Here is a 22,461-nt window from a genome sequence, read left to right on the forward strand (position 1 = left end):
AAGCGATACTGCAGCAATTATTTGTCTAATGTTCCTAAAAACGCATTCAGTTTTTCAGAGTTCATATGACGAACATGCTGCCCTTTTACTAAATAAATAATGCTTTCTGCAACATTAACAATGTGGGCTGAAATACGTTCACAAGCTCTAATTGAGAAGAACATTTGCATTATATATTCAGCCAGCTCTTGTGTATCATGATTTAAAGAGTGATTAATTTCTAGTAATGCTTTCTTTTTTATCATTGTAATACGTTGATCACTTTCAAAGACATCTTCCAATCCTGACAAATCAAGCTGTGAAAAAGAGTTTAATGTTTTGCTCAACATATCTAGGTCAATCGCCACCATCTCCATCAGCGCACCATAACCAGGTAAAATTTCACATGGAACTTCTGCCACTTTTGACATTTTAGTAGCAAGTTTAGAAGCATTTACCGCTTCATCCCCCATACGCTCAAGATCAACAGCAATACGAATCGAACTTACAATCAAACGTAAATCTGATGCCGTTGGTTGCTGACGAGCTAGAACGCGAGCACACAAGCTATCGATTTCTAACTCTTCTTTGTTAACAATTTTATCAACTTGTTTGATCTCTTTAGCTAAACTTTTATCTTCACACTTAACCGCTTCTACAGTATTTTTTATTTGCGTTTCAACCAATCCACCCATAACCAGAATATGATTAAACAGCTCTTCTAAGTTTTGGTTGTACTGCCCAGAAATATGCGAATTAAATAATTTTCTTTCCATTTTGTTTTCCTATGCACAATTTATAAACGACAAGTTATTGGTTATAAAAACTTATTAGCCATAACGACCCGTAATATAGTCCTCAGTACGTTTAACTTGTGGGTTAGTAAACAAACTGTCGGTATCGGTATATTCAATCAAATCACCCATATACATAAACGCTGTATAATCAGATACACGTGCGGCTTGTTGCATATTGTGTGTCACAATTAAGATTGTGAATTCTTTTTTCAATTCAAAAATCAGCTCTTCAATCGCTAATGTTGAAATCGGGTCAAGTGCAGAAGTTGGTTCATCAAGTAGTAACACCTCTGGCTTAATTGCGATAGCTCTGGCAATACACAAACGTTGTTGCTGACCACCAGACATACCTAAGGCATTTTCATCTAGACGATCCTTAACTTCTTCCCAAAGCCCAGCGCCCTTCAATGCCCACTCAACTGCTTCATCAAGCGTATTTTTATCCTTAACACCTTGAAGTCTTAATCCATAACAGACATTTTCATAGATTGATTTGGGAAAAGGATTCGGCTTTTGAAACACCATACCAACACGACGACGTAATGCGGATACATCCATGTTTTTAGCATACATGTCATCGCCATGTAGTGTCATTTGGCCATCGACATTCACAATATCAATTAAGTCATTCATACGGTTAAAACAACGTAATAAAGTAGATTTACCACAACCTGACGGCCCAATAAACGCGGTTACGCGGTTCTCTGGAATATCCATATTAATAGAATTTAAGGCCTGCTTTTTCCCGTAAAAAAGATTCCAATCTCTAACCTCAATGGCAATTTTTTCATTGGCTAAAGACATGGCTCTATCTTCTCTATCTAATGAAATTGATAAGTTTTGATCACTCATAAAAACTTCCTTATATCATTGATTTATAAAAAGTAAATCAACACGTAATATTTAAATAATGTTTAACTGACGTCATCTTGAATAAACGTCAATTGAATTTATAAAACTGGATTAATGCTCTAAGGCTTTATATTTCTCACGTAAACGATTGCGGATAGAAATGGCGCCAATGTTTAAACCGACAATAATAATAACGAGCAATAAAGAGGTGGCGTAAACCAACGGTTGCGATGCCTCTACGTTTGGACTTTGGAAACCAACATCATAAATATGGAAACCTAAGTGCATAAACTTACGATCTAAATGTACAAACGGTGCAATTGCATCAACAGGAAGCTCTGGAGCAAGCTTAACAACCCCCACTAACATCAATGGGGCAACTTCACCCGCGGCTCGAGCGATGGCAAGTATTAAACCAGTCATAATCGCTGGTGTTGCCATTGGAAGCACAATCTTCATAATCGTTTCTGATTTAGTCGCCCCTAATGCCAAGCCACCTTCTCTCAGTGAACGTGGTATACGAGACAAACCCTCTTCGGTAGAAACAATAACAACTGGCAAGGTTAATAAAGCCATGGTTAAGGCGGCCCACAATAAACCTGGCGTACCAAAAGTTGGGCTTGGTAAGGCGTAATCATAGAAAAGCTCGTCTATTGAGCCCCCTAAAATATAGACAAAGAACCCTAAACCAAAAATACCAAATACAATCGACGGCACCCCTGCTAAGTTGTTGATGGATATTCTAACCATTCTCAACACAGGGCCATCTTTAGCATACTCACGCATATAGATTGCGGCCACCACCCCCATCGGTGTCACTAAAATGGTCATTAATAACACCATGGTGATCGTGCCAATCATCGCGGGGAAAATCCCCCCTTCAGTATTTGCTTCACGAGGATCATCAAGTAAGAAATTTTTAAGAGAGTGACCAAAGAAACCGAGTTTTTCGGCAAAATTCATATTATTAGGTTGCCATAAATCAACAATCTTTTTAAAAGGAATCGTTAAATTTTGACCACCAGTAATGGTGACCGTTAAATCACCATAGCCATCTAATTTTTTGTATAAAACCTGAGTCTGCTGTTGATATGCCGTAAATTCTTTTTGTAAAGCCGAGCGTTCCGCAGCTAATCTTGCCGCTTCTTCATCGGTAAAAGCCTCTTTTAGTCGCAGTTTTTTCTCTTCAAAACGAAGCTGCTCAATTTGATAATTAATCTTACCAATTTTAATTTTTTCGATATGACGGATCTCGTCATGTGTCTTAGAACTCAGCTCTACTTGCTTTTTAATCAATGCTAATAAATTTGTTTTATCGACAATCTTTTTGCCATCAATATCGGCACTCGCAAGATGTCCAAAGACATTGCCGTATTCATAACGTTCAATGACTAAAACATCTTTTGACAATTTATCCATTTCACTGGCAATCACATTGTCGTTAACCCATCTAAAGTCGATACCGTAAACATCACGATTACCAATCTTTATGAGATATTGTGAAACGGGGGTTTCAACACCTGTAACTGGGTCAGTCACATGACCTTGTTTTTCATCACGCAACTCCCCAACAACCATCTCTTTTTGACCATTCTGCTCAAGCTGGATTTCATAAACAGCATGCGGCCAAAAGTGCACGGCACCTTTGTAAGCGATCATTCCCATTAACCCCAGCACCAGTACAACACTGATACTGACCATAGCTGAACTCATCCAAATCCAATGTTCGCCTTTGTTAAACCATTCTTTCATTTCATGATCTCCTATAACGAACCGTATTTACGACGCATACGTTGACGAACAACTTCTGCTAAGGTGTTAAAAATAAAGGTAAAAATAAACAATACCAGGCCTGCTAAAAATAAAACTCGATAGTGTGAACTGGATACTTCTGCTTCGGCCATTTCTACTGCTAAGTTAGCCGATAGAGTTCTCATACCCTCAAAGATATTCACTTCCATTAATGGTGTATTACCTGAAGCCATCAAGACAATCATTGTCTCCCCAACACCACGACCAAAACCAAGCATAATCGCTGAAAAGATACCTGGACTGGCGGTTGGCAAAACAACACCAACAAGAGTCTGCCAACCACTCGCACCGAGCGCTAAAGAACCATTCACTAAATAACTCGGCACGTTATAGATAGCATCTTCTGTTACCGAGAAAATGGTCGGTATTAAGGCAAAGCCCATGGCAAACCCGATAACCATCGCATTACGCTGATCAAAATCGATACCTGCTGATGCGGTTAACCAGTGACGCATATTGCCGTCAAACATCGCATTTTCAATCGGCCCACTGAGTTGTAATGAAAACCACCCCAAAAAGACAATTACAGGAATCATTAGCACGGCACGTTTGCCAACTGGAATGAATAGACGAATGCTTTCAGGCAATCTTGACCAAGCATAACCAAACAAGATAATGCCAAGTGGTAAAACAATCAGTATGGCAAAGAACCCTGGTAAGTTTGCCTCCATATAGGGAGCAAGCCACAAACCTGCTAAGAAACCTAAAATAACGGTTGGTAAAGCTTCAATCATCTCGACCGAAGGCTTAACCCATTGGCGAGTGGCTTTATCCATAAAGAATGCGGTATAAATCGCAGCTAGAATAGCAATAGGAACAGCAAATAACATTGAGTAGAGTGCCGCTTTAATGGTACCGAACGTCAATGGCATTAAGGAGAACTTAGGTTCAAAATCTGAACTCGCAGATGAAGATTGCCAAGTATAAGTTGGCTCTTCATAACCTTCATACCAAACCTTACCCCATAAGCTGGAAACAGAAACATCAGGATGCTCATTTTCAATCGTAAAATGAGTTAAGAGTCCATCGTTCGTTTCAACTATGGCACCATTAGCTCGAGGAGCAATGGTTACTAAATTTGCGCCAACAGAACTGACTTCTTCCGAAGCTAAGTGGCGCTCAGACGTAGAATGGAACAAGTTAAAGCGACCGCTTGCATCCGATGTGGCAAAGCCTTTACGAGCAAGCTCAATACCTATCGACTCAACGGCTGAATCACCTACATGAAATTTACGGATTGGTTTTAATGCAAAATCATTTGACTCATCACGCACAGGAAACCACTGATAAACATTTCCTTTATCAGAACCAATCATTAAGGAATAATCACCCAATAAAAAACGAATAACCGTAGGTGTCTCACCTTGAGGCATTAAATTAACATGTTGAATTAATTCAGGGCTTTCAACATTTCTAATATCGTAATAATCAGCCACACCTGCCTGAGAGATGGTATATAAATTACGGCCACTCGTATCAATCATCAACCATTTCAAGGAGATATTACTATCAAAATGACCACTTCCGTCTTCTTCAAGTACGACTGAATCCGTAAGCATCGACTCAATCTTAGTAAAGGATTTAAGTGTAATGGTTTTTGAACCCTCAACTTGATAAGCCAACCTTAGCTCTGACTCAAATGCTTTTACCGCAAGATTGGTAATTTTTCCATCGGCCAAAGCAATAGGCTCCTGACCAAATGGGTAGACCACCTTTGGAGAAATCTTACGCACATTATTAGGATAACTAACGTCATAATCGTATTTAGCAAACAACACACTACCATTTGATAAACCAAAAACCAATAAACGGTCTAACTCACTAACCACTTTATAGGTAGTGATTTCTGCGCCATTTAACGGAAGCCTCTCTTTAAAATTAATGGTGCCATCTTTAACATCAAAACCAACCAAATCGCCCGAATCCGTAAAGCGAATAGCCGTCGTCTGATACTCATCAATGCCATAATACAAAGTTCTCTCTTGCTGACTTCCTGGGATTGAATACTGAGCCGTTTTCTCGATAGTTGCAGGCACAAAGAGAGGTAATACAACATACAACAAAAAGAACATAATCAGCAATACCGCTAAAATAACGCTCATACCGCCTACTGATATTCCATATTTAGAAATACTGTCTTTTAAATTTCTTCGTCGAATACGCTTTTCAAACGCTTTACCGCTTAAAGCCTGATCCAATTTAGTCTGAATCGTTGCACTCATAAATGATCAACCTATTTAATTCACTCGATTTATTCGATTTAGCCTCCAGACTCACTTAAATTAAAAATGAATCTAGATACCTAATTATTTAATCCGAATAATAACGACCTAATATGACAACCAAATTGCATTTTGAGCCAACCCCTATTAATTCTTGTAATATTTCTGTAACAATTTCAACTGGTACAATAAGAGCCTTCTTGAACGGCTAACAGATCTCTGTTTGAATTTATAAAAAATGCACCATATCTTTTTAAAAAACGCACCATATTGTTTCTTTTTTGAAATTAAAGTCCTTATGCAAATTTATAAAACAATCACTTAACCTCTTGAAAAAAAAGCTCTTTAAAACATTCGTAAAAATTATTGGATTCCTGGCACGGTTCACGCTATTATCATCATGTTATAATTTATATTCACATAGATGAAAAAGGACATAAACAATGCCACAAGCAATTTTTGATGTAATCAAAGAGAATGATGTTAAATGGGTAGATTTACGTTTTACGGATACTCACGGTAAGGAGCAGCATGTAACAATTCCTGCTGCAAACGTTGATGAAGACTTTTTTACTGATGGAGAAACATTTGATGGTTCTTCAATTCAAGGCTGGAAAGGCATCAATAACTCTGACATGATTCTTATGCCACAAACTGATGGCTATGTTATGGACCCTTTCACTAACGATCCAACACTGATTATTCGTTGCATGATTGTTGAACCAGCTACGATGGAAGGTTACGAAAAAGACCCACGTGCCATCGCTCAAAAAGCCGAAGCTTACCTAAAATCTACAGGTATTGCTGATTCTGCATTCTTTGGTCCTGAACCAGAGTTCTTTGTATTTGATGATGTTCGCTGGGGTGCAGACATGTCAGGTTCTTTCGTTAAGATTGATGCTGATGAAGCTTCTTGGAACTCTGAAAAAGTCTTTACTGACGGTAACGTAGGTCACCGCCCAAGCATTAAAGGTGGTTACTTCCCTGTACCGCCTGTAGATCAGTTACACGAACTACGTGCTGATATCTGTGCTATGGCAGAAGCAATGGGACTAGATATTGAAGCTCACCATCACGAAGTAGCCACAGCTGGTCAGTGTGAACTTGCTGTTGCAGGTAATACCTTAACAGCTAAAGCTGATGAAGTTCAGATTCTAAAATATTGTGTACACAACACAGCTCACGCTTTAGGAAAGACGGCGACATTTATGCCTAAGCCGATCGTTGGTGATAACGGTTCTGGTATGCACATCAATATGTCTTTATCTAAAGATGGTAAAAACATTTTTGCTGGTGACGTTTACTCAGGTCTTTCACAAGAAGCTATCTACTACATCGGTGGTTTAATGAAGCATGCTCGCGCATTAAACGCATTCACAAACCCAGGAACAAACTCTTATAAACGTTTAGTACCTGGTTTTGAAGCACCAATCCTTCTTGCTTACTCTGGTTCTAACCGTTCAGCTTCTATCCGTATCCCGTATGCGCCTTCTGAGCGTTCACGTCGCGTAGAGCTTCGTTTCCCAGATCCTACAGCTAACCCATACCTAGCGTTCGCAGCATCAATGATGGCTGGTCTTGACGGTATCATCAACAAAATCGATCCAGGCGCTCCCGCTGAAAAAGATCTATATGACCTACCTCCAGAAGAAGAAGCTACTTACAAAACAGTTTGTGCTTCTCTAGAAGAAGCTTTAGATGCTCTTGATCAAGACCGTGAGTTCTTGAAAGCAGGTGGTGTTATGACTGACTTAGCTATCGATTCATACATCAAACTAAAAATGGAAGAAGTAACACGTCTGCGTGCAACTACTCACCCAATTGAGTTTGACATGTACTACTCTGCTTAATCTTAGATTAAACTGAAATCAAAAAAACCGCCTTGATGAAGTGACCCCCAAATGTTGGACACCAACTTTGGGGGTTTTTCATGTCCAAATACAATCGAGAATTTAAACTGGCGATTGCTAAGCAATGCCTTTCTCATGAATCCAGTCTGTCCATTTCCAAGCGACTCGGTATTCCAGATCGCTATATCCGTTACTGGACACAAGTCTATCGTTTCCATGGTCAAAATGCGTTTATCAAACGAAACACACCATACTCTTTTGAAGACAAATATCGTATCCTAAAACACATGCGTGAAAATAACTGGTCTATTAGTTATACCAGTATTGTCCATAACATGAGTTCTCCAGGTACGATTTCTACTTGGCTCACTCAATTCGAACGGTTCGGCCTTTCAGGCTTGCAGCCTAAAAAGCAGGGTAGAAAAATGAAAAAAAACCAAAAGCAAGAAACCATTAAACCAACCGAACAAATGAGCCTAGAAGAGTTACGAGAAGAACTCGAATACCGTCGAGCGGAGAATGCCTATTTAAAAAAGCTCGATGCCCTGCTTCAGGAAAAAGAACGCCAAACCAAGAAAAAGCAGGGCTCATAGATCAGCTTAGAAAGTTCTATCCACTTAAACATCTTCTCAAGGCCGCAGGGCTTGCGCGCAGTGTGTTTTATTACCATCAGGCGCGCAATGCGCTGCCTGATCGTTATGCGGACGTTAAAAGAGCGATTCAACAACTCTGTAATGAGCATAAAGGTCGTTATGGGTATCGACGCATGACCTATGCGTTAAGACGCTTAGGTCACTTTTTAAACAAGAAGGCCGTTCAACGTTTAATGCAAGAACTGAACTTAAAGTCATTCGTCAGGCCAAAGCGTTACCGATCCTATAGAGGTCAAGTAGGCCGAATTGCCGAAAATGTGCTTCAAAGAAACTTCCGTGTTGATGCACCAGATAAAAAATGGGTAACCGATGTCACGGAGTTTAAAGTCGGAGAACAGCGAGTTTACTTATCCCCAGTGATTGACCTGTTTAACCAAGAAGTGATTAGTTATCGAGTGGCCAAGAGTGCACGGCTACCACTGGTGACCGACATGCTAAAAGAAGCAGTCAATAAGTTAACAGGCAAAGTCAAACCGATATTCCACAGTGATCAAGGCTGGCAGTATCAGCATAGTGATGTACAGAAGTTACTGAAAGAGAATGGATTAACTCAGAGCATGTCAAGAAAAGGGAACTGTTTAGATAATGCGGTTGCTGAGAACTTTTTTGGAATCCTCAAAACCGAGATGTATCATCGTAAGAAGTTCAATAGCGCTGAGCATCTAATGGAAGAAATTAAAGACTATATTGAGTATTACAATACAAAACGAATCAAGGTGAAACTAAAAGGCCTGACTCCGATAGAATATCGAAATCAGGCCTTAAGTGCCGTTTAACTAAAATGTCCAACTTTTTGGGGTCACTTCATGAAGGCGGTTTTTTTTGTGTCTACTTTTTAATAGACTAAATGAAGACAGATAAAAGAACTCACGCCATTAAACAATTCCAAACGCCTTTTACCGCTTCTCGTTCTTCCACGTAACAACCCTGCTCAACAATCGGCTTTTCATTTTGTAATGCCACTCGATGATACTTTGAACGATAAACCTTATAAGAACCTATCAATTGTTCAACCTGCTCATCTGTCAATAGACCTACTCGCTCAATCGCTTCCAATATTCTCACATTATCCGAGTATTCAGTTAATGATGGATGCACATTAGCATAGGCTAAAACCAGATACTGAACCATAAATTCAATATCAACAATTCCACCAACACCTTGCTTTAAATCAAACTGCTCTGCATTAGATTTATCCAACGCTTCTCGCATTTTGTCACGCATTGCTACCACCTCTTGCTTTACCACCTCAATCTCTCTCGGTCTTTGCAAGTATTGACTTTTGAACGTCTCAAATGCAGAGCGACTTTGTTCATCACCAACAACCGCTCTCACTCTAGTTAAAGCTTGATGCTCCCAGTTCCATGCCTTATTTTCAATATAAGCCTTATAGCTTTCAAAATCGGTCACAATCATTCCCGATGCGCCGTTTGGACGTAAACGAGTATCTACCTCATAGAGAATTCCCGCTGGCATTAAAGTTGTCATTAAAGAGATAATCTTCTGCCCCATACGAACAAAAAACAGCGAGTTCTCTAGTTGTCGCCCTCTCTCATTAGTCGCAGAATCACTTGGACTTAACCCCTCATACAAAAGCACAATATCTAAATCTGAACCATACCCCAACTCAATACCACCGACCTTGCCGTAACCCAATACTAAAAATGGATTTCTTATATTGTCTGGATCAAGCCCTCCTGGCACCCCACTTTTTTGTAGCATTAATTGCCAAGCAAATTCAACAACACCATTTAGCACCGCCTCTGCTATCCAGGTTAAGTAATCACTTACTTTCATAACAGGAACATTTCCAGTTACATCTGCCGCAGCCACTTTAAAGACCTGCGCGTGACGCCACTGCCTAATCTGCTCCATAAAACACTCTTCATCTCCTTCACAACCCTGCAAAACATTGGCCACTTCAGCATTTAGAGAGTTAAGTTCGAGTGGAGCATATAAAGAACGTTCATCAATTAATTGATCCATCAAGGCTGGATACTTTGCCAACATATCTGTTAACCAAGGGCTGACCTCAACTAAAGCAACTAGGTTCTTTAACGCCTGTGGATTCTCATTTAAGAGTACGAGATAAACACTACGTTGAACGACATTTTCAACAATTTTAAGAGCACGAATTAACATCTCTTCACTATAACCTTGCTGAAATAACTCATTAAGCAACAATGGCATAAAAGCATTTAGGCGCTCTATACCCTCGGCACCCAACCTTCCAACGGATCTGCTCTGCTTAAACCCTTTAATATGCCTAACAAAAGCCCCAGGGTCTTCTAAATCAAACTCTGCTAAATCTTCTTCACTTTCAATGCCACTTAACCAGATTTTACGCCAGTGATTTACTTCAGTACTGACAGCCTCAACGGCAAAAACCTCGTTAAACTGAGCGCTCACAAAATCACGGTGCGCATCAAGTTTTTCTTTAAAGGTGGCGTAATTTTCAAACCCCATGGATTCCGCTAAACAGACCTGTTGATGTTCATCAGAAGGCAGATCATGCGTTTGTTGATCATTCCACTCTTGTAAACGATTCTCAGCTCTACGTAAAAAAACATAAGCCTCTAACAATGCATCATGCTCTTTTTGCTCGATAAAGCCACGTTCTAATAAATGGCCAAGCGTTGGAATAAGTCTACGCCCCTGTAAACCATGATCTCTTCCACCATGAACTAACTGAAAAGCCTGTACAATAAATTCAACTTCACGAATCCCACCTGGCCCAAGCTTAACATTTTGCAACATGCCTTTCTTTTGCACTTCGACCATAATCATTTGCTTCAATTCTCGAAGCGATTCCATTGCACTAAAATCAACGTAACGACGATATACAAAAGGCCTGAGTATATCAAACATATACTTAGACTCATCTTTATCCCCCGCCATCGCTCGAGCTTTAACCAAGGCATATCGCTCCCAGGCACGTCCATGCAGCTCATAATAGTGCTCTAGCCCAGCAAAACTTACTGCTAATGGCCCTGAATCACCAAAAGGTCGTAAACGCATATCCACTCTATACACAAATCCATCTTCAGTGTAATCTACCAGCGATTTATTCAGAGCCTGCCCCAAACGTATAAAAAACTGTTCATTGGGAATACTTCTTGATGCACCTTGCGTAGCACCATGTTCAGGATAGGCAAAAATCAAATCGATATCAGAAGAGAAATTAAGCTCCTTACCTCCTAACTTGCCCATTCCAATAACAATCATTTTTTGAGCTGTGTTTGATTCCATTCCCATTGGCGTGCCATAACGAACACAAAACCGTTCATAATGCCAATCTAACGCAGAATTAACCAAAGCATCCGCTAGTTCAGAAGTAGCCAGCATGACCTCTTCTAACTCCGAAAGCCCCATCAAATCACGCAATGCAATTCGACCCATCTGCCAATTACGCTGAATACGTAATTTTTTAGCCAGCTCCTTGTCATCCACTGCCTGAATAACATCGCTATAGACACGCTGATAAAGCTCACCTTGAGGCCACTGTTCACAATAACTTTCCTCACTGAGCAGGTCAGGAAATTTCTGCGTTAAGCGTTCAGTAAACGGACTCCAAGATAGAGCTTGGGCAACAGAATAAGACATTTTTTCTCCAAAAAATCGAATACAAATTTGTTCTACTTTACAAACAAAACAACCAGGCCTGGTTGTTTTATGTCAATATTTCAAACAGTAAAAATAAGACATTTATTTTATAGGTTATCCATCCTAGATATTATATATATATAAAACCGTTTTACGCTCATCTGAAAGCTCCCAGACTTCACTTGGTTCAACACCCAAAACTGCAAAACTATTACTAATAAAAACAGAGCCAGGAAACATTTCCTCTTTGACTTTTTGCCACAGTCTAGGCATGGGCTCAGGCGATAAAAAGGCGTAAACCACATCATAATACCCTAAGTCGGTATTCCATATGTCCATAGCAAAAGTACTCCCCCCTCTAAAAGAGGTATACAATTTAGAGATAATGTAAGGAATTGGGGCGGTTTCAACACCATGAGACTCAACAATGGCTTTTTGCTGAGACATAAATGCAACATTCCCCCCTAAACCACACCCTAAATCTAAAAAACGAAGGTTTTTCTTACGTTTTACTAAGGATTTCAATGCTTCTCGTGTTGTATTATTGGTTAAATAAAGTGGCACCCGCTCTTTAAATGCATTTGAAAATACCAGCCAAACTAAAAGAAACAGAGCCAAAGCCCAGATAGGATTAAACTCAAGAACAATACCTATATAAAGACCCACTGGAAGCAAAAACTGAATCCAACGCCACCAGCAAGGTAAGCCCAATTTACAACTTACCAAAGCTGCTACAGAACCTTGAATTAATACCAAAACCCAATAAGGATATGGCGGTTGGACAAAAAACTGAGCAATATAAACCCCCGCTCCCAAAAACAATAACACCCCTAACTGTATAAACAGAGCTAAAAATATCTTAGGAAACTTAAACAAATTCATTACCCCTTAAAATCCGCACCAAACAAAAACATACAAGCACCAAAAAAGAACATTAAAATTTCACAGGCTTAGATTTTCATTAAAAAAACATAAGCGACAAGTCATAACTAATTGTTTTTTAACAAATTAAATACCATGGCACATCGAATGTTATTGTAACAACGAACATTATTTCTTTAATTTTATCCGAGAGGTTAGTATGAAACTGGTAGTTGCAATTATCAAACCTTTTAAACTCGATGACGTACGTGAGGCACTTCATGATATTGATGTGCAAGGTATGACTGTAACAGAGTCTAAAGGTTTTGGCCGTCAAAAGGGTCACACTGAAATTTATCGTGGAGCAGAATACGCGATTGAGTTTTTACCAAAAATCCGCCTAGAAATCGCTGTTAGCGACGACAAACTAGATAGCGTTATTGAAGCTATCACTGAGTCTGCAAAAACTGGCAAAATTGGTGACGGCAAAATCTTTGTTATGCCTCTAGAACAAACTGTACGTATTCGTACGGAAGAAACTGGCGACATCGCTCTTTAAGAAAGGAATTTAATTATGGAACAAGTATTTCAATTAAGTTACGCACTTGATACCTTTTACTTCCTAATGTCTGGTGCATTAGTAATGTGGATGGCCGCTGGTTTTGCCATGCTCGAAGCAGGTATGGTTCGTACAAAAAACACAACCGAAATTTTAGCTAAAAACGTAGGTCTTTTTGCCATCGCTTGTATTATGTACATGCTAGTTGGTTATAACATTATGTATCCTGGTGAAGCAGTAAACAGCTTCTTCCCTGGTATCAGCTTCCTAATCGGTGGTGATAACGCAGTGGCTGATGTGATTGCTGGCGGTGATGATGCACCTTATTACTCAGGTATGTCTGACTTCTTCTTCCAAGTTGTATTCGTAGCTACTGCAATGTCAGTTGTTTCTGGTGCCGTTGCTGAACGTATGAAGTTAATGTCGTTTTTCGCTTTCGCCATCGTTTTCACAGCGTTCATTTACCCAATGCAAGGTTTCTGGAAATGGGGTGGTGGTTTCCTAGATGGTTTAGGTTTCCTTGACTTCGCAGGTTCTGGTGTTGTTCATATGGCGGGTGCAACTGCTGCTCTAGCTGGTGTATTACTACTAGGTGCTCGTAAAGGTAAATATGGTCCAAACGGTGAGTCTCGTGCTATCCCTGGTGCTAACCTTCCACTTGCTACTTTAGGTACTTTCATCCTATGGTTAGGCTGGTTTGGTTTCAACGGTGGTTCTGAGCTTAAAATCTCAAACGTTGACGAAGCAAATGCGGTAGCAATGATTTTTGTTAACACACTTATGGCCGCTGCTGGTGGTGTAATTGGTGCGTTATTAATGTCTAAGATCAAGTTTGGTAAAGCGGATTTAACTATGATGTTAAACGGTGCTCTAGCGGGTCTTGTAGCAATCACTGCTGAACCTCTAACGCCTTCAGCTTTAGAAGCAACTTTAATCGGTCTTGTAGGTGGTATCATCGTTGTATTAGCTATCCTAATCATCGATTCTAAATTTAAAATTGATGATCCTGTAGGTGCTATCTCAGTTCACGGTGTTGTAGGTATCTTCGGTCTTATCGCAGTTACTTTCACTAACCCTGATGCTTCAATCGTAGCTCAGCTGACTGGTATCGGTGTGATCTTTGCATGGGTATTCGTAACAAGCTTAATTGTTTGGGGAATCATCAAAGCAGTTATGGGCATCCGCGTTACTGAAGAAGAAGAGTACGAAGGTGTTGACCAATCAGAATGTGGAATGGAAGCTTACCCAGAATTTACAAAGTAATATTCCAATCCCTTTATAAACTAAATAGTGTTTATCTAGAAAACACAGTCTCCTCAACGACTTAGTTTAGACCCCGCTCCCGCGGGGTTTTTTTTATCCCTTAACATCTTCAAAATCAACACTGCTAAAGCTGTGTTATTAAGCTAAAATAGACTCATATTAAGAACCTAGCTAATTCAAACTATTATTCAAGAGCGTATCAATGAAGTCTCAACCCTTTTCCTTGTCTTTAATAAAAAATTTATTAAGTACCACACTACTATCCATACTTACCCTAACACCTGTTTACAGCATTGCGAGTGATAACGAAGTTTCAAGTTACTCACCAAAATACAAACAGTTTGAAGCCCCTGCTGAACGTATCCCTAAATACTTTTCAATGGATAAGGTGGTGGTGAACTTTAGAGGTGAAGGTAAGGCAAAATTTTTAGCTGTCGACTTTAAATTTATGTCTTATTACCCTCAGATTGTTGAAACAGAGATGGAGCACTTACGCCCCATTTTAAAAAATGACATTGATCGCCTGTTACGCAATCAAACCTACACAAAACTCAAAGCGCCTGATGGTCCAGACCAACTTCGTTCAGAAGTGTTACAAGTAGCACGAAACATTTTAGAAAAACACAAACTGTATCCAGACCTATTAGAAGACGTCTACTTAGATCGCTTTGTTATGCAGTAACACAAAAAAACATTCTTTAAAGCGTCTAAAACGAAGAAGCCCCAAAGTTAAATGGGGCTTCTTTATATCCAAAATACACTTTTATACAAGTTACCAGGCCTGGTATACCCAGCAGTCAGCAGTGTTAGCCAAACACAGCGTAAATCCGAATCACGCTATAAATTTCGAATTTTATATAACCAGTTTAATAAAATCATTTTTAATGTCGGCTTTACTTCTATAGGATGGTTAAATCTTAATAAAACTGCCGTTTCATCTGGACTATAAAGTGGGTGGTTTTTCCAATCCATTAAATCCTCATAAGAAAAACCACTATCTAAAGCCACAATTTGCCAAGGGTAACTTTGTTCAGAAAACGCATCCATTGGAACAGGTCCGTTATCCGTTATTCTAAGCGGAATTTTCTCTTCTAACAGCACAGGTTTCGCCTTGCCATTTTGCATCCAAATACGCACAGTTTCTCCAGCTTCCAGCAAAGTACCATAAGGTAAAAATTGATAAGTTGCGTCTAATGAAGCCACCGCATTATCGACCAGAGGTGGCCCTTCTGGAAACTTAAACTGACAGTAACCACCTGAACAACAAGACATTTTTCTTCCTTTCAATCATTAAAAAGCGTAAACTAAAAATATAAATTAAAGACTCTCTACAGGAGATTTTATCATGCCAATAAATGGTTATTCTTCAATTTCAACCAACATGTACACACCAAGTGTAAGCCAAACCTCACAGAGCTTAGCATCTGGTTTGCGCATCAACCAGTCTGCCGACGATGCAGCAGGTTCTGCTGTTGTTAGTGTTTTAACGACTCAAATTAACACCCAAGATATGGGGGTACAAAATGCCAATAGTGGCATTTCGCTGCTACAAACAGCAGATGGTGCTAGTAGCTCAATAAATAGCTACTTACAGCGCATGAATGAGCTTGCCATTCAAGCGTCCAATGGCACTTTAAGTGACTCTCAACGTAATAACCTAAACCAAGAATTTCAGCAAAACTTACAAGGTATTAATCAAATTGCTGAGTCAACCTCTTTTAATCAGCAAAACCTATTAAATGGCGATACTAGCAGCATTAATTTGGCTCTAGGTGATTCAAACACAACTCTAAGCTTACCAACTTTAACAACAGATGGTTTAGCCGTTTCAGGTTTAGATATTAGCAACCCAGCCAATGCCGCCAACGCCTTGCAAAATTTAGGCAGTGCAATTGAACAGCTGGGAGTCCAACGTGCTGAATTTGGTGCACAACAAAGTGGCTTATCTTCTTATATTGACAATACACAAGGTCAAAACATCAATAATTTTGCGGCTCGTAGCCAAATAAATGATACCAACTATGCACAAGCACTTACTGAACAGGTGAGACAAAATGTTCTACAAGACAGTAACATTGCGATGCAAGCGCAAAGCAACCAGTCTCGTGCCTCTGTATTACAGTTACTCAACAGTTAACCCCTCTTCCTCCGAGTAACTTACGGCAGCTTTAGCTGCCGTTTTTTTATTTTTAGATTTAAATGGCTTTTGAGCCAACCACTCTACTTAGCTAAGAAAATGACTATTTCCAAACAAATAGGACTGTCTTTTAAAGTAAAAAAATTCCATTAATCTATTCAGTTAGTTAAGACATAAGGCTTGTCGATTGTTATAATCCTCCGATTATTATTTACAAAAAATGACAAGCAGATTAAGAGTTCTATGGAAAAGCATTTCGACCCCAATACAATCGAGACTAAGTGGTACCAAACCTGGGAAAACCAAGGTTATTTCAAACCACAAAACCCTGACGCAGACCCTTACAGCATTATGATTCCGCCACCCAATGTAACGGGTAGCCTGCACATGGGTCACGCTTTTCAAGACACCATTATGGATACCTTAATTCGCTACAATCGAATGAAAGGTAATGACACGCTTTGGCAGCCTGGTACAGACCATGCAGGTATTGCAACGCAAATGGTGGTTGAACGCCAACTAGCTGCACAAGGCCTAACGCGTCATGACCTTGGACGTGATAAATTCATTGAAAAAATCTGGGAATGGAAAGAGGAATCTGGCGGAACCATTACCAAACAGCTACGCCGTATGGGAGCTTCTCCAGACTGGAGTCGTGAACGCTTTACCATGGATGATGGTTTATCCGATGCCGTTAAAGAGGTCTTTGTAAAACTCTATGAAGAAGACCTTATTTACCGTGGTAAACGCCTTGTAAACTGGGATCCAATTCTGCACACCGCCGTATCAGATCTTGAAGTTATCTCTGAAGAAGAGCAAGGCAACCTGTGGCATATGCGCTATCCTCTTTCCGATGGCTCTGGTCATTTAGTGGTAGCAACCACTCGTCCAGAAACCATGTTGGGTGACCAAGCGGTTGCTGTTAACCCAGAAGATGAACGTTACCAACACTTAGTGGGTAAAACCATTACTTTGCCGTTAGTTGGGCGTGAAATTCCAATCATTGCCGATGATTACGTTGACTTAGAATTTGGGACAGGTTGCGTCAAAATCACCCCTGCTCACGATTTTAACGATTACGAAATGGGTAAACGCCACAACCTACCTATGCTCAATATTTTTACTATTGATGCTGCAATTAACGAAGAAGCGCCTGAAAAATATCAAGGTTTAGACCGCTACGAAGCACGTAAACAAATTATTGCTGACCTTGAAGCTTTAGGCCTAATGGAAGACATTAAACCGCACACCTTGATGGTTCCTCGTGGTGACCGTTCGCATGCAGTAATTGAGCCTTTCTTAACAGACCAATGGTATGTTGCGGTTGAGTCTTTAGCTAAACCTGCCATTGATGCGGTTAAGAATGGCGACATTGAATTTGTACCTAAAAACTGGGAAAACACCTATTTTGAGTGGATGAACAATATTCAAGACTGGTGTATCTCTCGTCAAATTTGGTGGGGACATCGTATCCCCGCTTGGTATGACAATGAGGGCAAAGTGTATGTAGGGCGTGACGAAGCAGAAGTCCGAGCCAATCATAACCTAGGTACAGAGATAGAACTTAGCCAAGACAATGACGTTTTAGACACTTGGTTTAGCTCTGCTCTTTGGACATTTTCTACTTTAGGTTGGCCAGAAAAAACCCCTGAGCTTGAAAAATTTCACCCTACTTCAGTACTGGTAACAGGTTTTGACATCATCTTTTTCTGGGTCGCCAGAATGATTATGATGGGCTTAAAATTCACAGGTGAAGTCCCCTTTAAACAGATTTATGTACACGGTTTAGTACGCGATGGCGAAGGCCAAAAAATGTCTAAATCAAAAGGTAACGTACTGGATCCAATTGACCTAATTGACGGTATTGAGCTTGAAGACCTGGTTCAAAAACGTACCTATGGCATGATGCAACCAGAAAAAGCGGCGCAAATTGAAAAAGCGACTCGTAAACAATTTGCAGACGGAATCCCCGCTTTTGGTACCGATGCCATTCGATTTACATTTGCCTCTTTAGCGTCAACTGGGCGAGACATTCGTTTTGATTTAAATCGTGCTGAAGGGTACCGTAATTTCTGTAATAAATTATGGAACGCAACCCGTTACGTCCTTATGAACACCGAAGGTTTTGATACAGGCGTTGACGAATCCTTAGAAGTCGAATATTCACTGGCTGACCGATGGATTACTTCTCGCCTGCAAGAAGTGGAAGCGGAAGTAGCTAAACACTTTGCTACCTATCGTTTTGACTTAGCTGCAACCACACTGTATGAATTTACTTGGAATGAATACTGTGATTGGTATCTAGAATTAGCTAAACCCATTCTTAACAAAGACAGTTCTGACGCTGCAAAACGCGGAACACGCAAAACATTAGTACGTGTATTAGAAGCGATGCTACGTTTGCTACATCCTATTATTCCATTCATCACCGAAGAAGCTTGGCAAGCGGTTGCTCCGCTAGCAGGCCAACATGGCAATACCATTATGCTACAACCTTATCCACAAGCGGATGAAAGCAAAATTGACGCAGATGCGGTTGCCGAACTGGAATGGGTAAAACAGTTTATTGTGGGTGTGCGTAAGATTCGTTCAGAGATGGACATTGCTCCAAGCAAAGCCTTAGACGTGCTACTTGCAGGGTTAAATGAAAATGACCAGGCCTGGTTAAATAATAACCAGGTTTATTTACAATCATTGGCCAAGCTTGAAAGCATTACTGTTTTAGACAACGAAGCAGATGCACCTGAATCAGCAGTAGCGCTTGTTGGTGAAATGAAAGTATTGATTCCTATGGCTGGACTCATTGATAAAGATGCTGAGCTCGCGCGTTTAAGCAAGGAAATAGGCAAACTTCAAGGTGAAATAAAACGCCTAAGTGGCAAACTCAACAACGCAGGGTTTGTAGCTAAAGCACCAGAAGATGTTGTGGCTAATGAACGCAAAAAACTTAGCGATTACGAAACTGCACTTAAAAACCTAGAGGCTCAAAATGAAAAAATTCAGCAGCTATAACCCTTTCCGAAAAAGTGCCTTAAGTTTAGCACTTATCGCAGTAGTGGGTTTCAGTGCACCTGTTTGCTCAACGCATGCAGCCGAAAAAGGCTACACCAACTACATTAGTGACTCTTTAGAAGTTCCAATGCGACGAGGAGCAGGCTATAAGTACAAAATTTCTCGCATGTTGAAATCAGGTGAAGCTGTCAAAATTTTAGAAGTGGATAAATCAGGCTGGGCACAAGTTCAATACAGAAAATCAGGAAAAACCTATATAGGTTGGATGCCATCCATTGTCTTGCAAAGTCAACCCGTTGCCAAAGACCGTTTAGCCGCACAAATCAAAAAGACAACGGATGTTGAAGAAAAATACAACGCACTTCAGCAAGAACTCGACACCTTAAAAACTCGTTATACCGAGACGGACAGCGAGCTTTCCACAATCAAGCAAGAGAAATTTGAACTCGGTAAAGAGCTTGATCGTCTTAAAGCCATCTCAACAAATGCGGTAGAGCTTGATGAGCAAAACCAAGAGATGAAAATTCGCTTAACACAACTCGAAAATCAAAATGCCATTATGAAAGAGCAGATTGATGAATCGGATGATTCTGTAAAACGCCAATGGTTCTTAACAGGTGGTGGAGTTTTATTACTAGGTTTAATTCTTGGTCGTTTCTTTAGACCACCTACTAAACGTAAAAAATGGGGTGAGCTTTAAACCCTATATTCATCCAACACCTAAAAAGCCTGAATTTTCAGGCTTTTTTACCCCCCCCCTTTTTTTAGAAACAAATCTTCTAACGACCCTTTACAATTTAAAACAAACTGCTTCCCAATACAACGTGTGTATTTCTTTGTAAACACTTGACTTCAATAAGAACCATTTTGGCACATGATGCACCAGTTTTATCTTCAATAAAATACAATAAAAAATACAAGCGATTGATATTAATAACTTTAATACCTTTGGTTAGCATCTTGCAGAACCTAGTTAACCACTAAGGTTTTAATTCCCTCTATTTATTTTCTACTCATGGTTAAACAGACAACGCCGTCCTATATGCCATTTTTCAAAAGGATACTAAGCTATGTCAAACCCATTGTTAATTAATGCATCAGAATTAAAAGAAATGGCTAAAAGCGACGATGTCGTAATTATCGATACCCGCTCCCCAGAAGCTTTTGCTATTGGACATATTCCAAACGCCGTTAATATTCACGATATCTTTACTTTTCTTGCTAGCTCAACCCCAGAAGGACTTGATGAACTCAAATCAAACTTTGCTCAAATCTTCGGTGCCGCAGGCCTTTCGGGAAAAGAAACCGCTGTTTTATATGAAGAATCTCTGGATACAGGGTTTGGACAATCCTGCCGAGGTTACTTTTTATTAACTTACATGGGATATGAAAAAGTTAAAATCTTACAAGGAGGTTATCAAAGCTGGGTAGCCGAAGGCTTTACCGCTAGCAAAGAACCCTCAACCCCTGAAGCTAAAACATTCCCTCTTAAAGACACGGGTAACACCTTTATGGTTAATAAGGACGAAGTATTGGCTGCTTTAGATAGTGACATCACCTTACTTGATGTTCGTGATGTTGATGAGTGGATTGCAGATAGCTCTTCACCTTATGGCAAAGATTTTAGCCCTCGTAAAGGTCGTTTACCTGGTGCTGTTTGGATTGAATGGTACCGCATGATGAAACCAGGTGTTACTCCGATGTTCAAATCACCTGAAGAAATTTTGGCCGAATGTAAGACGGTTGGCATCAGCAAAGACACGCCTGTCTACCTATACTGCTTTAAAGGTGCCCGAGCATCAAATACCTTAGTTGCACTAAAATCTGCTGGTATCGATAATGTAAAAATGTACTTTGGTTCATGGAACGAGTGGTCACAAGACCCAGCACTTCCAATTGAGGAAGGACTTCCTTTCTAAAAGGCATTCAAACAAAAACGCCCTTTTGAAAGGGCGTTTTATTATCTAATCAATAGACACGAACTGTCGTTCGATACGTTTATATAAACTCTCAACATCTAGCCATATTAAGATGAAGATTTTAACATCTCAATCAATTTTTTAGCTGGTACATACCCTGGTAGCAACTCACCGCTGTCCAAAATAATATTTGGTGTACCGTTTACCTCAAACCTTTCAGCTTGCATCATATGATCTCTTACTGGATTTACACACTGCTTACCCTCTGGAGCAATACCTGCCATAGCATCATCCATCGTTTTGTTTTTATCGGCAGAACACCAAACCGAAACGGCTTTTAAATAGGATGGTGAACCCATACCTGCTCTAGGGTAAGAGATATAGCGCACATTAATCCCCGCCTCATTCAATGCAGGAATCTCTTTGTGTAGCTTTGCGCAATATGGGCAGTCAATATCGGTGAACACGGTAATGGTATGTTTAGCTTTATCTTTACCCTCTTTGGCAGGATAAACAATCATACTTTTTCCAGGCACCTCTGCTAATGCAAGCTTGCGTGCTTTAGATTGAGCTTGTTTAGTTAAGTTTGTTTGAGTATCTAAATTAATCAAATTCCCATTCACTAAAAACTGACCATCTTGAGACATGTAAACAACCGTCATACCCAACTGAATTTGATACAAGCCCGTGATTGCAGTTTTAGAAATTTCTGCGTTAGCGGCATCTGGACCAACAATCTCTTGCAAACGCTTTTGAATGGCAGAACTATCGTCCGCGGCTTGTACAAATGCAGTACAACCAATCAATAGCGTACCCGAGACAAATCCAATTAACGTCTTTTTGTATATTGCTTTAAGCATAAATTTAGCCCTTTTAAGATTATTCAATTTTGCTGTACGCATCATAATACATTAATGCCAATTAACAACCCTGACACAAAGA

At 40.0% G+C, this 22,461-nt stretch carries 18 protein-coding genes; 10 read left to right on the top strand and 8 right to left on the bottom strand.

What is annotated here, in order from left to right:
- Nucleotides 1-17: 17 nt before the first annotated feature.
- From phoU to A379_RS03940, 4 genes are all read right to left on the bottom strand, one after another.
- Nucleotides 18-755, bottom strand: a complete 738-nt coding sequence (gene phoU, locus A379_RS03925; RefSeq protein ID WP_040725919.1) for a phosphate signaling complex protein PhoU — start codon at nt 753-755, stop codon at nt 18-20.
- 54 nt (nt 756-809) lie between these two features.
- Nucleotides 810-1,628: a phosphate ABC transporter ATP-binding protein PstB gene (gene pstB / locus A379_RS03930; protein ID WP_040725921.1), complete on the bottom strand. Its 819-nt coding sequence runs from the start codon at nt 1,626-1,628 to the stop codon at nt 810-812.
- A 111-nt stretch (nt 1,629-1,739) separates the two neighbouring features.
- Nucleotides 1,740-3,380, bottom strand: a complete 1,641-nt coding sequence (gene pstA, locus A379_RS03935; RefSeq protein WP_040725923.1) for a phosphate ABC transporter permease PstA — start codon at nt 3,378-3,380, stop codon at nt 1,740-1,742.
- A gap of 11 nt (nt 3,381-3,391) precedes the next feature.
- On the bottom strand, nt 3,392-5,662 hold the full coding sequence (locus A379_RS03940) for an ABC transporter permease subunit (RefSeq protein WP_040725924.1): 2,271 nt from the start codon (nt 5,660-5,662) through the stop codon (nt 3,392-3,394).
- Nucleotides 5,663-6,105: 443 nt separating this feature from the next.
- On the opposite strand from A379_RS03940, the gene glnA reads away from it, so the two are divergent.
- The 3 genes from glnA to A379_RS03955 all read left to right on the top strand — a co-directional run bounded on the left by glnA (nt 6,106) and on the right by A379_RS03955 (nt 8,941).
- Complete coding sequence (glnA, locus tag A379_RS03945; protein WP_040725926.1) at nt 6,106-7,512, top strand: type I glutamate--ammonia ligase; 1,407 nt, start codon at nt 6,106-6,108, stop codon at nt 7,510-7,512.
- 80 nt (nt 7,513-7,592) lie between these two features.
- Entirely contained in the window at nt 7,593-8,105 is a 513-nt protein-coding gene (locus A379_RS03950; RefSeq protein ID WP_040725716.1) for a helix-turn-helix domain-containing protein, read from the top strand.
- Nucleotides 8,015-8,941, top strand: coding sequence for an IS3 family transposase (locus A379_RS03955; RefSeq protein WP_106381680.1), 927 nt, complete (start codon nt 8,015-8,017; stop codon nt 8,939-8,941). Before A379_RS03950 ends, A379_RS03955 begins: the two co-directional genes overlap by 91 nt.
- A gap of 91 nt (nt 8,942-9,032) precedes the next feature.
- On the opposite strand, the gene glnE is transcribed toward A379_RS03955, so the two are convergent.
- Nucleotides 9,033-11,768, bottom strand: coding sequence for a bifunctional [glutamate--ammonia ligase]-adenylyl-L-tyrosine phosphorylase/[glutamate--ammonia-ligase] adenylyltransferase (gene glnE, locus A379_RS03960; protein WP_040725931.1), 2,736 nt, complete (start codon nt 11,766-11,768; stop codon nt 9,033-9,035).
- A 123-nt stretch (nt 11,769-11,891) separates the two neighbouring features.
- The gene (locus A379_RS03965; RefSeq protein WP_040725933.1) at nt 11,892-12,650 is read right to left on the bottom strand and encodes a hypothetical protein; all 759 of its coding nucleotides are present in this window, start codon (nt 12,648-12,650) and stop codon (nt 11,892-11,894) included.
- 199 nt (nt 12,651-12,849) lie between these two features.
- Here A379_RS03965 and A379_RS03970 point away from each other — a divergent pair, with 199 nt between their 5' ends.
- The 3 genes from A379_RS03970 to fliL all read left to right on the top strand — a co-directional run bounded on the left by A379_RS03970 (nt 12,850) and on the right by fliL (nt 15,133).
- Nucleotides 12,850-13,188 (top strand): P-II family nitrogen regulator, encoded by a 339-nt coding sequence (locus A379_RS03970; protein ID WP_040725936.1) that lies wholly within the window; start codon nt 12,850-12,852, stop codon nt 13,186-13,188.
- A gap of 15 nt (nt 13,189-13,203) precedes the next feature.
- On the top strand, nt 13,204-14,451 hold the full coding sequence (locus A379_RS03975) for an ammonium transporter (RefSeq protein WP_040725938.1): 1,248 nt from the start codon (nt 13,204-13,206) through the stop codon (nt 14,449-14,451).
- Between the two features lie 202 nt (nt 14,452-14,653).
- The gene (gene fliL / locus A379_RS03980; RefSeq protein WP_051144993.1) at nt 14,654-15,133 is read left to right on the top strand and encodes a flagellar basal body-associated protein FliL; all 480 of its coding nucleotides are present in this window, start codon (nt 14,654-14,656) and stop codon (nt 15,131-15,133) included.
- Between the two features lie 155 nt (nt 15,134-15,288).
- Here fliL and A379_RS03985 read toward each other — a convergent pair whose 3' ends face one another.
- The gene (locus tag A379_RS03985) at nt 15,289-15,723 is read right to left on the bottom strand and encodes a hypothetical protein (RefSeq protein WP_040725940.1); all 435 of its coding nucleotides are present in this window, start codon (nt 15,721-15,723) and stop codon (nt 15,289-15,291) included.
- A 73-nt stretch (nt 15,724-15,796) separates the two neighbouring features.
- Here A379_RS03985 and A379_RS03990 point away from each other — a divergent pair, with 73 nt between their 5' ends.
- The 4 genes from A379_RS03990 (at nt 15,797) to A379_RS04005 (ending at nt 21,519) form a co-directional block, all read left to right on the top strand.
- Nucleotides 15,797-16,588, top strand: coding sequence for a flagellin (locus A379_RS03990; protein ID WP_040725943.1), 792 nt, complete (start codon nt 15,797-15,799; stop codon nt 16,586-16,588).
- 243 nt (nt 16,589-16,831) lie between these two features.
- A complete protein-coding gene (locus A379_RS03995) occupies nt 16,832-19,600 on the top strand; it encodes a valine--tRNA ligase (RefSeq protein WP_040725946.1) in 2,769 nt (922 codons plus the stop codon).
- A complete protein-coding gene (locus A379_RS04000; RefSeq protein ID WP_040725949.1) occupies nt 19,578-20,300 on the top strand; it encodes a TIGR04211 family SH3 domain-containing protein in 723 nt (240 codons plus the stop codon). The genes A379_RS03995 and A379_RS04000 overlap by 23 nt, the downstream gene beginning before the upstream one ends.
- A 370-nt stretch (nt 20,301-20,670) precedes the next feature.
- Entirely contained in the window at nt 20,671-21,519 is an 849-nt protein-coding gene (locus tag A379_RS04005; RefSeq protein WP_040725950.1) for a sulfurtransferase, read from the top strand.
- A gap of 107 nt (nt 21,520-21,626) precedes the next feature.
- On the opposite strand, the gene A379_RS04010 is transcribed toward A379_RS04005, so the two are convergent.
- Nucleotides 21,627-22,379, bottom strand: coding sequence for a DsbC family protein (locus A379_RS04010; protein ID WP_040725951.1), 753 nt, complete (start codon nt 22,377-22,379; stop codon nt 21,627-21,629).
- Nucleotides 22,380-22,461: the final 82 nt, after the last annotated feature.

The organism is Thiomicrorhabdus sp. Kp2 (assembly GCF_000478585.1).
GTDB lineage: Bacteria > Pseudomonadota > Gammaproteobacteria > Thiomicrospirales > Thiomicrospiraceae > Thiomicrorhabdus.

Excerpts from the sequence above, each read along its gene's own strand:
- phoU (WP_040725919.1), bottom strand. The coding sequence starts at position 755 with ATGGAAAGAAAATTATTTAATTCGCATATTTCTGGGCAGTACAACCAA.
- pstB (WP_040725921.1), bottom strand. The coding sequence starts at position 1,628 with ATGAGTGATCAAAACTTATCAATTTCATTAGATAGAGAAGATAGAGCC.
- pstA (WP_040725923.1), bottom strand. The coding sequence starts at position 3,380 with ATGAAAGAATGGTTTAACAAAGGCGAACATTGGATTTGGATGAGTTCA.
- A379_RS03940 (WP_040725924.1), bottom strand. The coding sequence starts at position 5,662 with ATGAGTGCAACGATTCAGACTAAATTGGATCAGGCTTTAAGCGGTAAA.
- glnA (WP_040725926.1), top strand. The coding sequence starts at position 6,106 with ATGCCACAAGCAATTTTTGATGTAATCAAAGAGAATGATGTTAAATGG.
- A379_RS03950 (WP_040725716.1), top strand. The coding sequence starts at position 7,593 with ATGTCCAAATACAATCGAGAATTTAAACTGGCGATTGCTAAGCAATGC.
- glnE (WP_040725931.1), bottom strand. The coding sequence starts at position 11,768 with ATGTCTTATTCTGTTGCCCAAGCTCTATCTTGGAGTCCGTTTACTGAA.
- A379_RS03965 (WP_040725933.1), bottom strand. The coding sequence starts at position 12,650 with ATGAATTTGTTTAAGTTTCCTAAGATATTTTTAGCTCTGTTTATACAG.
- A379_RS03970 (WP_040725936.1), top strand. The coding sequence starts at position 12,850 with ATGAAACTGGTAGTTGCAATTATCAAACCTTTTAAACTCGATGACGTA.
- A379_RS03975 (WP_040725938.1), top strand. The coding sequence starts at position 13,204 with ATGGAACAAGTATTTCAATTAAGTTACGCACTTGATACCTTTTACTTC.
- fliL (WP_051144993.1), top strand. The coding sequence starts at position 14,654 with ATGAAGTCTCAACCCTTTTCCTTGTCTTTAATAAAAAATTTATTAAGT.
- A379_RS03985 (WP_040725940.1), bottom strand. The coding sequence starts at position 15,723 with ATGTCTTGTTGTTCAGGTGGTTACTGTCAGTTTAAGTTTCCAGAAGGG.
- A379_RS03990 (WP_040725943.1), top strand. The coding sequence starts at position 15,797 with ATGCCAATAAATGGTTATTCTTCAATTTCAACCAACATGTACACACCA.
- A379_RS03995 (WP_040725946.1), top strand. The coding sequence starts at position 16,832 with ATGGAAAAGCATTTCGACCCCAATACAATCGAGACTAAGTGGTACCAA.
- A379_RS04000 (WP_040725949.1), top strand. The coding sequence starts at position 19,578 with ATGAAAAAATTCAGCAGCTATAACCCTTTCCGAAAAAGTGCCTTAAGT.
- A379_RS04005 (WP_040725950.1), top strand. The coding sequence starts at position 20,671 with ATGTCAAACCCATTGTTAATTAATGCATCAGAATTAAAAGAAATGGCT.
- A379_RS04010 (WP_040725951.1), bottom strand. The coding sequence starts at position 22,379 with ATGCTTAAAGCAATATACAAAAAGACGTTAATTGGATTTGTCTCGGGT.